Origin of the sequence: Helicobacter sp. 11S02629-2 (genome assembly GCF_002272875.1) — a bacterium.
Taxonomy (GTDB): Bacteria; Campylobacterota; Campylobacteria; order Campylobacterales; family Helicobacteraceae; genus Helicobacter_I.
Genome location: NZ_MLAN01000002.1, coordinates 1 through 12943, shown reverse-complemented (window position 1 = coordinate 12943; position 12943 = coordinate 1). Strand labels below are relative to the sequence as shown.

The window sequence follows — 12943 nt, the reverse complement described above, 5'->3', positions numbered from 1 at the left end:
GTTAGCCTCGTTTTAGTAGATTTTTAAGGCTTGAGAGGACGTCTCTGCCTTCTAAGATGTGATTAACCTCAGTGGCTATGGGTACGTGTAAGTTGTGCTTAGCTGCTATCTCGCAGATTGACTTAGTGCTATAAACGCCTTCAGCTACCTCACCTAGATCTTTTAAGATGGAATCTAGCTTATCTCCCTTAGCTAAGGCTAGTCCTACGCGGTAGTTTCGCGACATAGTAGAACTAGATGTTAAAAATAAGTCCCCACTTCCAGCCAAGCCTAAAAAGGTCTCATTCTTCCCGCCAAGGGCTTTGCCAAAGCGTGCCATCTCAACTAAGCCACGTGCTAAAAGACTAGCCTTAGCATTGCTTCCTAGCCTTAGGCCATCGCTTATACCCCCAGCTATAGCTATGACATTTTTATAAGCACCTGCTATCTCAGCACCTATGATGTCATGTTTTATATAAGGTTTTATAAAGTCTGGAAGGCAGTCTGCATAACGCTTAGCTAAGGTTTTGTTGTGAGAGTTTATAGACACAGCACAAGGCAAGCCTTGCAAGACTTCTTTGGCAAAGGTTGGACCAGCTAGATAGCAGATATTATCTTTTTCAAAGTAAAGCTCTAAGATATCACTCATCAAAGCACCACTACCTTGTTCTATACCCTTGCTTACACAAAGCACTTTTAGATCTTTTGGAAAGTGCATCTTTTCTAGGTACTCTCTCATAAAAGCACTTGCTATGCTTATCACACATAAAGACTTAGAATCTAGCTTTTTTAAAAACTCTTCTTTGTCTATCTGGAAAAGATTCCCAGTAGAGATATTTTTTGTGCTTATGTCTTTGTCTTCAAGGCTACTAGATATGCTTAGATTCACACTTAGATCAAGCTTGCGCCTTGAAAGTACATAGACTTCATTTCTCCCATCGCTACCTTTTGCAAAACTATGTGCAAGGGCTAGTCCCCAAGCTCCCCCACCTAACATAAAAATCTTTGTCAATACGTCTCTCCTAAGTTTTCATTTAAATGCTTTATCTTTAGCTGTTCAAGTTCTAGTGTAAGTTTGTGCTTAGCTTCAGCTAGTAGTTGTTTTTGTGTCTGCAGTCTTGATATGTCTCTACTTGCGTAGTAGATGTTGTTAGCTAAGTAGACTTTTGGGGCAAATAGTATTAGGATGATTATAAGTATGGCTAGACTTGCTATTAATGAGTTTTTGCCTAAGCCAAGCCTCATAACTTTTGTCTTTGGCTTAGTTTCAAAGTCTAGAAGCTCTGACTTTTCATTAGTAGTTGTTCTGTTTGTGTTTGTTTGCATATTGAAATCCCAAGTAAGGCAGGTTTTTTGCCTTACTTATTATGGACTATTTTAGTTTAAAGCTGGCTTTTTTGTAGATATAAGCCCTTATGCAGCTTGGATTCTTGCTTTTAGCATCCATATAGCTTTGTCAAAGTGTGCGATTTTATCATCACAATAGTTTTGAGTACCTCTGTCATCAACTTCGCCAGCTGTGTCAGCAAGCTTTTTCAACTTTGCTCTGAAGTTTTCGTACTCTTCTAACATCGCAGTATGGATGTCTTTAGAAACAAACTTAGTTCTAGTTTCTGTTTTAACAGTTGTATGCTTTGCTACTTCATCTAGGTTTGTTAAAGGTATATCTCCAAGTTGAACTACTCTTTCTGCTAGGTCATCAAAGATATCAGCAAAAAGCTCATACATTGCTTGAGTTTCTAGGTGAGTAGGCATGAAGTCATGACCTTTTACATTCCAGTGAAAGTTGTGAGTTTTCATAAATAGCGCTAGACAATCCGCTTGTAAACCTTTTAGTAACTTAATAGTTGGTGTCATTGTAAACTCCTTAATTTTTAGTATGAACAATTGTAACCAAGCAATAGTTACATTTTGGACACATTTGCATAAGTATTAACTAAAACTTTAGTTATGCGATTTTTTGCTACAAAAGTTATCACAAGGAACTAGGAGTGATTGCTAGTTTAAGGCTAACTTCACCTAAAGTATCACTTTTTAGCCAGACTATGGAAGCAGTTTCAAAAGATATGGCTTGATTGATGCCTTCTTTTTGTTTAAAAAGCTCCCTAGTTACTATCTCACTTAAAAATGGCTCATGACCTACTAAGACTATAGCTTTACTTCCTTCTTTTAAAGGCTCTTTCCATTTTATGAACTCTAGTATGTCGCTAGCACTGCTGCCCACATTTAACTCCTTGCAAGGAGTGTAGTCTTCATCTAGTCTTTTTGCAGTTTGCTTTGTCCTAGTGGCCTCACTAGTTAGAATCTTATAGTTGCCAAGGTTGTTTTTTAGTAAGTTTTTTTGCAAGAACTTCGCCATTTTTTTGGCTTCTTTTTTACCTATCTCAGATAGCTTTCTTTCCATGTCGCTTTGTGCAGCATAGCTTGCGTTTGCGTGTCGCCATAGTATTAGATCTGCCATATTTTTCTCTCTTAATTTTTAATAATTCTAATTGTGACTTAGCTTTAGATAATCACATATTGGCAGTAAAGCACAGCCGGGGTGGTGTGTGTCAAATCTACCCAAGTAAAGCTCATACTCCTTGCAAGCTACCTTTTTCCCAAAGAGTTGCACGAAGTTTCTTTGAAAGTAGCCTTTAGAGTTTGCATCCCTAAAAGTGTTTATATTAACTAGTTTAGATTCTAAAAGCTTGGAGGTTTCATTTCTAAAGTAGTTTTTTAAGACTTGCTTTTCATAAGGGCTTAGTTTAAGCCTAGCAAAAGGCCCTATATGAAAGCCTTTAGCACCGGGGGCTTGAAAAAAGTAGCCCTTTTTTATCTCGCTTAAAAAAGCCACACTTAAGATTTGTGAGAGATAGCCACCAAGAGAGTGGCCAACTATGTAAAAGTTAGTTTCATCTAAAGCATATCTTTGTTTTATATAGCTATAGAATCTAAGCATAGATTTAAACTCTAAGTAAGGCAAAAAGCCAGCCATCAAGCACATATCAGCGTAGATATCCCACCAGTCTACTTCGTTAAAAAATGCATACTCACTCATATCAGTGCCAGCAAGACTTAAGTAGTACTCTTTTGTCTTAGTATCAAAAAAGAGACTTGCTCTAAAGCCAAAAGTATGAGAGTACTCATTTATATGCTCTAGTATTGTAAATCTATTGCAAAAAGATTCTACATGGGGTAAAAGGCGGTTTATGGGTTTAGAATCTTTATCTAGTTTATACTTGCCGCTTTCATCTCTAAGCCCTATAAACATGCCTCCAAAAGGTATCTTAGAATCTAGCCTAGTAAGCTTATCTTTCCTATAGTCCCTCTGTAAAATCTCTTTTAAGTCCATACCCTTTTTAAAGTCTTTTAGCTTGACATTGCCTGCAAAAGCAAGCAAGGAGATTTCATAAAGTCTTTTTAAGTCTTGCTTTGAGATATGTCCTAGTGAAGGAGATTCCACCACATTACTCGTTTCTTAAAACTTCTAGTATGTTTATCTTAGAAGCCTTATAGGCTGGGTAGAGGGAAGATAAAAAGACTATGATAAAAGCACCTATGATGGTTGCTAAAAAGTCGCTAGTTAGCAAGTCTATAGGAAGTGTGCTTATTCCATAAACATCAGCTGGTATGTGGATGATAGGGAAGGTTTTTAAAAGCCAGTTTATAAAAAGACCAAGTATTGCCCCACACACTATGCCAGAGCAGCCTATAACTAGCCCTAAAGATAAAAAGATATTTCTAACTTCTTTTTTAGTAGTGCCTAGACTTATAAGGAGGGCTATTTCTTTGCGTCTATTCATTACAACCATTAGAAGGGAGCTTATGATATTAAGTGCTGCCATTAGGATGATAAGCATAAGAACTACAAAAAGAGCTTTTTTCTCTAACTCCATGGCTGAGAAAAAGTGACCATTTTGCTGCCACCAACCTTCAACAAAGAGATTAGTCCCATAGGTTAGGTTGTAGTCATTTAACAAAGCTTTTATAGGGGCTATGTCTTGCATGGCATTATTAGAGTAGATATGGATTCCATCATATACGCCAGCTGGGTAGTTCTTAAGTATCTCTAAGGCTTTTAGGCTTGTGTAAGAAAAGCTATCATCATAGGCCCTTATCCCGCTATCAAAAGTACCAAAGAAGCCAAAGCCTTTTATGCGAGGTATTAAAGCAAGGCCAGTTGGACTTAGGTCCATAAAGATTAAAGTTAGCCTTTCATTTTTTCTAAGTAGTAAGCTATTAGCCAAGGTGGCACCAGTTATAAGCTCAAAAGGATTACTAAAAGTTTTATCTTTTATAGCTTCTTTTACTACGTCATTAACATGGACTTCTTTTGTAGGGTCTATACCATAAACTAGCACAGTCCTTACATCTTTGCCTACTCTTATGACTGCTTGAGTTTGGATATAAGGACTAAAGTAAAGACTAGGGAACTTAGAAGCAAGTAAGGATTCTAGTCTAGTGCTTATATCGCCAGTTTGTGGGCTATAGATGGTTAAAGGGTAGTTCATAGTAAAGATTTTTTTCTTGAACTCTTGGGACATGCCATTCATTATCCCCATACTAACTAGTAAGACCATCACACCTACACACACTCCTATAAAAGCTAAAATGCTAGTTATAGAGATAAAGGGCTGCGTTTTATCAAAACGTAGATACTTTTTTAGTATGAATAAGGTGAGCTTCATTATTTTTCCTTTTTTAGATTCTAGCTAGAATCAGATCTCAATTAACTTTTAAGGCTAAGGGTAATGAAAGGCAAAACTTCAAGGTTGCAAAAAACACTAGAGCGTAACAAGACCCAAAAGCAGTCTGATAGCTTAGCAGCATCTAGGCTAAGTGCTTATGCATTTTTACGTATTAAAGCTTTTATCACTGATATGTTTTTAATAGCCATGCCCATATTATATATTGCTACTTATGTGATTTTAGGTGGTAAGGACGCTTTTCAAGCAAGCACGCCAGCCCATATCATCTGTACTTTGCTTTTTTTGATTATAGAGATCATCTTTTTTAAAGTCTCTGGGCAAACTCCGGGCTATAGATATACTGGCTTAAAACTACTCTCCATCAAACATGGCAAGAAAGAAGATGGCACTTGGAAGCTACCTAGTATCATCCAGCTTGTAATATTTGAGATAGTTTATATGATAGAGATGACTTTAATCTTCCCACTTTTTTATATAAAACTTAGGAAAGATAAAAGATTCCTTAGAGAAGTACTTTCTGGCACTAAGGTCTTTCATAGTCCTAATTTGCAACAAAGAAAGCAAAAGTAATTAATAATTTTTACAATTTACTAAATCTTAAATAAATCTTATTTTTTCTCAAGTACAATCCTGCCTTGATGCTAGCACTTTGTCATCTTTACAATCAAGGCAAGATGCTAGGTCTTAAACTTAAATCTTAGGACTAAAAATGAGAAAACAAACATTAATTGGAGTATTAGGACTAGTTGCACTACTAAGTGGTGGCGCTTACGCAAAAAGTGGAATCTTTGTAGGGGGTAATGTTGGGCTTCCTATAACTAATCCTACTTATGATAATAGTGTCGTAGAAGAGATTGCACCTAAAACTGGCATAGGCTACATGCTAGGGCTTGATGTAGGTTATCAACAAGCTATAAATGATAAAGTTGGCTTTAGATACTATCTAAGCTATAACTTCTCTCAAAGCTTTGCTAGTAAGAGCTTAACATCTGCACAAGCTGGGGCAGTTTTGGCAGCACAAAATGGAGCAAGTAGTGCAAATGGCATGGCAGCAGCAGCTTCTACTGGCACAAATGGCAGCGTGCCTTCTGTAAAAAGCAGTGCTGTTAACTTTAATCACTTAGTAGCCTTAAACGTAGACTACTATGTAAATTTTACTAAGATGTTTAGTGGTTATGTGGGTGCTGGATTTGGCTATACAAACTATCATATAAATAATACTACTAGCATTACCGCAGGCACAAAAACTGAAAATCACCTTATAGCAGTAAATGGCGATGGCTTTGCAGTGCCTATAAACATAGGAGTAAGTGCTAACCTTGGTGAAAGCCAAAGGATAAACCTAGGCGCAAAAATCCCTATAGTTTCTACAGACGTTAAAGGCGGCAGTGGTTTTGGTGAACAAAGTGCATCTTTAAGAAACTACATTATACAAATAGGTTATAGCTATACTTTCTAAGACCTTGTTAAAAGCTAGTTAAAAGCTAGCTTCTAGCTTAACCTTCATCCTTTCTATCACTAGCCCTTATTTTAAGAGTAGAGCTAGTGAGAGCTGCTAGGTTATTTTTAATAAATACTTTTTGCTTTTATCTTAAAAAACTACAAGCTATCATTTTCTATCTACTTTTTTATCTATTTAATCAAGCCAGCTTTTGGATTTGGACTTAACATAGAATCTATATCTTTAGAACTCACATCAAGGTTATAAAACTTTTTAAAGTGAGTTTTTATTTTTTCATTTAAATCTATATCTTTAAAAACCATAGGATGTAAAGTCTTAGCGATAAATAAAAGTAAAAGTGAAGCATCTAGGCTTGGGGCAAAAGGCCTATAAGTAAAAAGTGGAAACTTATAAACTTGCTTATTTTTAACTGCCTTTATAAACTGATAGTCTTTGTTAGATTCTAAGTCTTTGGGTGTTAGGGTGTTAAAGTTAGTTATAAATATCACATCTATATCTTTTGAGTATAAGTCTTCAAGGTTGACATTTTTAGTGCCTTTTAGATTCTTATAGACATTAAGACCGCCACTATTACTTAGCCAGTAGTTAGCAAAAAGTCCTCCTACTGCTAAGCCTTCTCCTTGATTAAACCTATGTATGATTAAGGCTTTTTTAGGCTTTATGCCTTTTAGCCTTTTAGCTATAAAGTCTCTAGTTTGAATGGTATCTTTTAAGATATCACTACTAAGCTTTTCTTTATCTAAGATCTTGCCACTTACAGCAAGCCAAGCCTTAAGTGAGTTTAAAGAATCATAATTATGAGGGTAGGGGTTAGAATCTAACATGATAGTTGGCACAGTGGTTTCTTTCATCATATTACAAAGCTTATCATTTGCAGTGTGGCATATAAAAAGATCTGGCTTATAACTAAGCAAGGTTTCTATGTTATCCGAGTTAGAGCTTTTTATATCTTTTATATCAGGGTAGAACTTATAAAGAATTGAGTTAGTTAGAGCAGAGATACTAGCCTTTGGCACATAAACTAAGCTTTTAGCATCTTGCCCTAAGGCTATAAGTAAAGCAGGCAAAGGCCACATGCCCCCAGCTACAACTATCCTTTTTGGCTTTTTATCTAGCGTGACTTTATAGCCTTTAGAATCTACTATCACAACTGGAAAAGCATAAGCAAAAGCTAAAAAGCTAGCTAAAACTAGCAGTACTTTTAAACCTCTCATAAAAAGCCTTTTTTGGCTTTGCTAGCTTTTTGTTTGCTTATGTCAGATTCCACCCAAGCTAAAAAGCCATCAAAAAAAGGCACAGTTTTTGGCATAAAGCCTTGGGCTATGTGATAGTCTGGGTCTAGGCTTGTTATATAAAGGCTGCCTTTATAGCTTTTAGCATCTTTATAGATGATGCTTTCTCCTATCTCATTTATTAGTATCTCTTCGCTAAAAGCTGGCGGGTAAAAGGCACCATGGTAGTGCCACTTGCAAGTATCAACTTTTATAAATTTAAAAAGATCGTGATTTTCACTTTTAGCAAAAAGGGGAAGATCACTTCCTTTAACAGTCCACCACCAAAAGTTAGTATCATAGTTTTGCCAGTGTACGTTTCTAAAAAGTGGTCTTTTTAACTCGCCAAAACTTACTATATTCCCCCCACTATCAAGATAGGATTCTATTTTGTGCTTGTTTTTAAAAAGATAGGTTGGATTAAGCCTTGAGCTTATAACTATGTAGTCATAGTCTTTAAGGCTTGCCATCTCTAGGTCTAAGAGGTAGATTCTCTCATCAAAAAAGTTTTTATATCTTCCATCTTTAGCGCTAAAAAGGTTTTGATGAAAGCTTTGGCCGCCAGTGATGATGGCTTTTTTCATAATCTTTCTCCCTTAGTATCTTTAGGCTTTAAAAAGTCACTTAGGTAGTTTAAAAGATTAAGCCCCATCCTTCTTGCAGTGTTAGTATCAAAGATACCATAGCTTAGTAAGTCAGCCCCTGCTGTTGCAAGTATAGTACTAGGAGTGCTTGTGCTATCTATATAGGCTACGCACTTGCTTTCATTATCTTTTAGTATCACTTCAGCATTAGGTGGTGGGTTAAAAAAGCCTCTATTAAAAAAGCCTTTAACTCCACGCCTGTAGTTTAGATCATACTCGCTTACGCCACTAAAGATTCTATGTTTACTTTGTTTTATAAACCTTGTCTTTATGTCTTGCTTGCTTTGGGTATAAAGGCTATTACCCGGAAGCCAAGGAAGGAAGTTAGAAGCAAAGCTAACTAGAATCTTTGGCTGCTGTAAGTTTGCTTCTTCTAAAAAAGCTTTTATTAAGCCTTTGTTTCTATGTAAAAATACTTCATCAACCGAGTTTGGTAAAAGTAGGGCTTTAAAGTTTTTTATAGATTCTAAGTCTTCGTATATATCTAGCCGTTTAAAGGCGTTTTTGTATAAAAAGTGATTATAGATTCCACTATTAGAATAGTCCATTGAATCTAAGTAGGCTATAAAGCCTGCATCTTGTAGAGTTTGCCATTTAAATTTATCTTCTGTTGGGCTGTAGCTCATATTTTTCCTTAGGTCTTATATAAAAATAATAATAATTATTATAATATTATATTCCGCAATTAATGATTACTTTCCACTAATCCCCATATCAAGGTTTATTATGAAATTAAAAACTACACTTATATTTTATTTTAGCTTAGCTCTCTTGCCTCTTTTGGCAAATGAGACTAGAGAAGAAAAGCTTCAAACTACACTTTTAGATGCACTTAACGTCCAAGCAAGTGCTTCTCCACTAGATATAGAAAAGCAAAGCAAGTCTATAAGCATCATAGATAAAGACTATGTGCTTGATAGTAGTGGCACAGGTGGTGTACAAGACATACTAGCAAGTGTGCCCGGAGTTGCCTACTCAAGAAGTGGTGGGATAAATGGCCAAATAAGCATAAGAGGTATGAACTCTAACCTTTCAAGATCTATTGTACTAATAGATGGAGTTAGATTAAGTGGGCGTAATACTTTAGAGCTTAATATGTTAGATCCTAACTCCATAGATAGTATAGAAGTGCTAAGAGGGCCGGCATCTTCCATTTGGGGGAGTGATGCTATGAATGGCGTTATAAATATAAAAACTAGGCGTTTTAAAGGCGATATATCAAAGCCGTTTAAGATGGATGCAAAGCTTAGGGCTTTAGAATATGATAGTGTTAATAACGGCGTAGCAGGAAGACTTGAAGCCATTGGCGGGGGAGATGGCTTTGATGTTTTGCTTGGTGCAAGTGGGCGGATGGGGCAAGATTATCAAAGTCCACTAGGGAGGGTTAAAAACTCTGGCTTTGATTCTTTTGGTTTTGATCTAAACGCAGGCTATACAACTAAAAATGACATAAGATTCTATATCCAAGGGCGTTATCAAAGAGTGCACTCTAAGCGTGCAGGAGGACTAGGAGCAGCTCCTGGGTCAAGCTACTTTATCTATCAGTCTGAAGACCCTATAACTGAAAAATACCTAAGAGTAGGGCTAACTAAGTACAATCTAAGTTTTGCAAAAAGTATGGATGCTTATCTTTATGTAAGGAAGTATGATACAGATATCTATGTAGATAGAAGGCAAGTCATAAGTGGGGCTAAAAGTTTAACTCATCAAAGGGTTTATGATAGTTATATAGTAGGAGGAAGGCTAAGCTTTGAATCTAATCTAAAAGCTCATGATCTAATCTATGGGTTAGATTTTTACTCTAGCCTTTCGCCAACTAGAGTTTTAAGGACTGTGACTACAGATAAGGGAGTATCAAGTGATACTTTTACTAATAGGGCTAGTACCCAAACTGACTTTGGTGCTTTTATAAAAGATGACTATAAAATAACTAAGCGTTTTACTTTGCAGCCTTCTTTGAGGGGAGACTACATACTAACTACCATAGGCAAGAAAAGATATGCAGCAGAAAGTGAGTTAGATTCTAAACTCTTAGATGAAAATAATATATTAAATAATGCTGCTTTAACGGGTGCTTTAGGTGGTGTAACCATCATCACTTCTAATATCACTCACTTTTTTAACATCTCTCATAACTTTAGGGTAAGTGGACCGGGCACTAGGATGCAAACTACACCAGCAGGTAGCTCTGCCCTAGCAACGATAGCTAATCCAAACCTTAAGCCTGAGTACTCTCAGACTTTGGAATCTGGCTTTAGGTTTAATACAGATTTTATGTATTTAAACATCGCTGGCTTTGGGACACTCTATGAAGATATGATCTCTTTAAAAACCTTCCAGCCTAGTAGTGCTAGGCCTAATAATCAATACACAAACATAGGCAAAGCCCTTATAGCTGGGGCTGAGCTAGATGGTGGGGCATACTTTTTTGATGATAGATTAAATCTAACTTATAACCTAACTTATACTTATGGGCAAGATTTGACAAGTAAAAAGCCACTAAGTTATATAGCGCCACTTTTTGGGCGAATAGAGCTTAGCTATAAAGATAAGTTTGGGTTTATAAAGCTAGTAGAAAGAGGCTTTTTAGGTAAAAGCAGGATAGATAAGGCACAAGAAAGACCAACTAAGTCTTATGCTATGAGTGATATTTACATAGGGATAAATCTACCTTTTATAGATAAAGATTCTAAGCTTATATTTGGTGTGGAAAATATCTTCAATCAAGTTGGAAGAAACCCAACCACAGTTGAAGCCATAGCCTATAAAGAAAGTTTAACCAACCCACTAGTTGAGCCTGGACGCAACTTTAGCGTGAAGTTTGCAAGTAGCTATTAAAAAGGTAGCTACTAAATAGATGAAATACATTTTACTACTTTTACTTTTATGTATCGTTGCTATCTTTAGCTTGCATCTTGGGCGCTATAGCATAAGTGTGCAAGAGATGATAGATATAGTACTAAGTCAAAGCGATAATGCCATGGCTAAAAAAGTACTACTTGATATAAGACTACCTAGAATCTTACTTGCTATCTTTGTGGGGGCGTCTTTAAGTGTGGCAGGGGCAAGCTTTCAGACTATCTTTAAAAATGCTTTAGCAAGCCCAGATATCTTAGGCGTTACTAGTGGGGCTGCTTTTGGGGGAGTTATAGGACTGCTTTTTGGGCTAAGCTTTATCTATGTAGGGCTTTTTAGCTTTACTCTTGGTTTTATAACTCTTCTTGTAACACTTTTTATCGCTAGGGGGAGTGGGGTTTATGGCACTGTGATGGTTGTTTTAAGCGGTATAGTTATAGGTGCTTTGATGCAAAGCTTTATCTCTTTAACTAAGTATGTAGCCGACCCGCAAGATGTATTACCAAGTATCACTTTTTATCTTCTTGGCTCACTTAATACTAACTTTAACTCCTTAAGTATCACTGGTATGATAGTTATGGCTTTAGCTTCTTTAGTTATCTTGCTTTTAAGCTATAAGTTAAACGCACTAAGCCTAGAAGATGATGAAGCTAAAAGTCTTGGGGTTAATGTGAGATTTTATAGAGTGGTATTTATAGTTTGTAGCACATTAATAAGTGCGGCTGTTGTGTCAGTTTGTGGGATAGTGGGCTGGGTTGGCTTACTAGTGCCACATATTGCAAGACTTATTTTTGGAAGCAATACTTCAAAGGTAGTACCTTTAAGTCTTATCATCGGGGCTATATTTATGCTTTTAGTTGATGATATCTCACGCAGTCTTATAGAGGAAGAGATTCCTATATCCATAGTTACTAGTGTGGTTGGAAGTCCTTTTTTCATCTACATACTTTACAAGTTAAAAGGAGCAAGACTTTAGATGTTAGAAGTAAAAAACTTAGGTTTTAAAAGGGATAAAAGAGAGATATTTAAAGGGCTTAATTTTAATATGAAAGAAGGCGAAATACTTTCTGTGCTAGGGCAAAATGGCGTTGGAAAGACTACGCTTTTAAGGTGTTTGATGGGCTTTTTAAGGGCAAGTGGTGAGATTTGCTACTTTGGAAGAGAGCTAAAAAGTTACTCTCAAAAAGAGCTTTTTAAACTAGTCTCCTACGTGCCTCAGTCTAAAAATAGTGCCATAGGCTTAAGTGTACTAGATATGGTCTTACTTGGGTTAAATACTGCTTTTAATCCAAGCACTACTCACAAAGCACTAGCACTAAAAACACTAAAAAGCTTAGAGATAGAAAGCTTGAAAGATAAAAAGTGTAACGCACTAAGTGGAGGTGAGCTTCAGATGGTCTTGCTTGCAAGGGCACTTATATGTAAGCCAAAGCTAGTTATCCTTGATGAGCCAGAATCTAATCTTGACTTTAAAAATATATCTATCATCTTGCATCTTTTAAAGAGCTTGCAAGAAAGTAAAGTAAGCATCATCTTAAACACCCACTTCCCAATGCACGCCTTAAAGCTAAAAGGAAAAGCCTTGATGCTAAAAAAAGATACTAGCTATATCTATGGGGAAGGTGATGAGGTTTTGAGTGAAAAAAATTTAAGCTTTATCTATGAAGTAAGTTTAAAGCGTCATAAGGTTTTAGATCTTGAGTATATAGGACTATGAGGGATTATTAAGCTAGAGTAGTTTTTGGCTAGGTGTTAGCTTGGTGTTTTTGGATTTTGTATAGTTTTTAAGCTTGCCTTATGGGTGTAGGCTAAAGATGGATGATATGTTTTGGAGGGCTATTTTGTGAGCTACTTTTTACTTTTTGCTTACGAACTTCTCAAAAAAATATATTTTTTTCTTTTTAGCTCTACTTTCTAAGCTTCCCTTAAGCTTCACTTCACTATAGTTTCATTTCTCAAGCGATTAAGGCTTACTTTTCTTGTTTTGATTAGTTTAATTTTTAGCTTTTTTCAAACTTTTTTATAATGTCTATAAATAGG

At 36.2% G+C, this 12943-nt stretch carries 14 protein-coding genes; 5 read left to right on the top strand and 9 right to left on the bottom strand.

Features of this window, described 5'->3' with window-relative positions; translation table 11 throughout:
• Position 1: 1 nt before the first annotated feature.
• The 6 genes from BKH40_RS01395 to BKH40_RS01370 all read right to left on the bottom strand — a co-directional run bounded on the left by BKH40_RS01395 (position 2) and on the right by BKH40_RS01370 (position 4649).
• Positions 2-976 (bottom strand): NAD(P)H-dependent glycerol-3-phosphate dehydrogenase, encoded by a 975-nt coding sequence (locus tag BKH40_RS01395; protein WP_180675080.1) that lies wholly within the window; start codon positions 974-976, stop codon positions 2-4.
• An 11-nt stretch (positions 977-987) separates the two neighbouring features.
• A complete protein-coding gene (locus tag BKH40_RS01390; RefSeq protein ID WP_095276178.1) occupies positions 988-1305 on the bottom strand; it encodes a hypothetical protein in 318 nt (105 codons plus the stop codon).
• Between the two features lie 87 nt (positions 1306-1392).
• Positions 1393-1836, bottom strand: a complete 444-nt coding sequence (locus tag BKH40_RS01385; protein ID WP_095276176.1) for a DNA starvation/stationary phase protection protein — start codon at positions 1834-1836, stop codon at positions 1393-1395.
• Positions 1837-1954: 118 nt separating this feature from the next.
• Complete coding sequence (gene sixA / locus BKH40_RS01380; RefSeq protein ID WP_095276174.1) at positions 1955-2440, bottom strand: phosphohistidine phosphatase SixA; 486 nt, start codon at positions 2438-2440, stop codon at positions 1955-1957.
• Between the two features lie 27 nt (positions 2441-2467).
• Positions 2468-3424 (bottom strand): hypothetical protein, encoded by a 957-nt coding sequence (locus BKH40_RS01375; RefSeq protein ID WP_143428441.1) that lies wholly within the window; start codon positions 3422-3424, stop codon positions 2468-2470.
• A gap of 4 nt (positions 3425-3428) precedes the next feature.
• Positions 3429-4649, bottom strand: a complete 1221-nt coding sequence (locus tag BKH40_RS01370; RefSeq protein ID WP_095276171.1) for an ABC transporter permease — start codon at positions 4647-4649, stop codon at positions 3429-3431.
• A gap of 63 nt (positions 4650-4712) precedes the next feature.
• On the opposite strand from BKH40_RS01370, the gene BKH40_RS01365 reads away from it, so the two are divergent.
• Together BKH40_RS01365 and BKH40_RS01360 are read left to right on the top strand one after the other, a co-directional pair.
• A complete protein-coding gene (locus BKH40_RS01365; protein WP_095276169.1) occupies positions 4713-5240 on the top strand; it encodes an RDD family protein in 528 nt (175 codons plus the stop codon).
• Positions 5241-5379: 139 nt separating this feature from the next.
• Complete coding sequence (locus BKH40_RS01360) at positions 5380-6129, top strand: outer membrane beta-barrel protein (RefSeq protein ID WP_095276168.1); 750 nt, start codon at positions 5380-5382, stop codon at positions 6127-6129.
• 173 nt (positions 6130-6302) lie between these two features.
• Here BKH40_RS01360 and BKH40_RS01355 read toward each other — a convergent pair whose 3' ends face one another.
• The 3 genes from BKH40_RS01355 to BKH40_RS01345 are packed head-to-tail and all read right to left on the bottom strand — an operon-like array spanning position 6303 to position 8673.
• Positions 6303-7346, bottom strand: coding sequence for an ABC transporter substrate-binding protein (locus BKH40_RS01355; RefSeq protein ID WP_095276166.1), 1044 nt, complete (start codon positions 7344-7346; stop codon positions 6303-6305).
• Positions 7343-7987: a hypothetical protein gene (locus BKH40_RS01350; RefSeq protein ID WP_095276164.1), complete on the bottom strand. Its 645-nt coding sequence runs from the start codon at positions 7985-7987 to the stop codon at positions 7343-7345. Before BKH40_RS01350 ends, BKH40_RS01355 begins: the two co-directional genes overlap by 4 nt.
• On the bottom strand, positions 7984-8673 hold the full coding sequence (locus BKH40_RS01345; protein WP_095276162.1) for an aspartate/tyrosine/aromatic aminotransferase: 690 nt from the start codon (positions 8671-8673) through the stop codon (positions 7984-7986). Before BKH40_RS01345 ends, BKH40_RS01350 begins: the two co-directional genes overlap by 4 nt.
• Before the next feature lie 100 nt (positions 8674-8773).
• Between BKH40_RS01345 and BKH40_RS01340 the strand changes: the two genes are divergently transcribed.
• Genes BKH40_RS01340 through BKH40_RS01330 form a run of 3 tightly spaced genes read left to right on the top strand, consistent with a single transcriptional unit; the run spans position 8774 to position 12620 of the window.
• Positions 8774-10885, top strand: coding sequence for a TonB-dependent receptor (locus BKH40_RS01340; protein ID WP_095276161.1), 2112 nt, complete (start codon positions 8774-8776; stop codon positions 10883-10885).
• Positions 10886-10904: 19 nt separating this feature from the next.
• Positions 10905-11879 (top strand): iron ABC transporter permease, encoded by a 975-nt coding sequence (locus tag BKH40_RS01335; protein ID WP_095276159.1) that lies wholly within the window; start codon positions 10905-10907, stop codon positions 11877-11879.
• Positions 11880-12620 (top strand): ABC transporter ATP-binding protein, encoded by a 741-nt coding sequence (locus BKH40_RS01330; RefSeq protein WP_095276158.1) that lies wholly within the window; start codon positions 11880-11882, stop codon positions 12618-12620.
• Positions 12621-12943 lie beyond the last annotated feature (323 nt).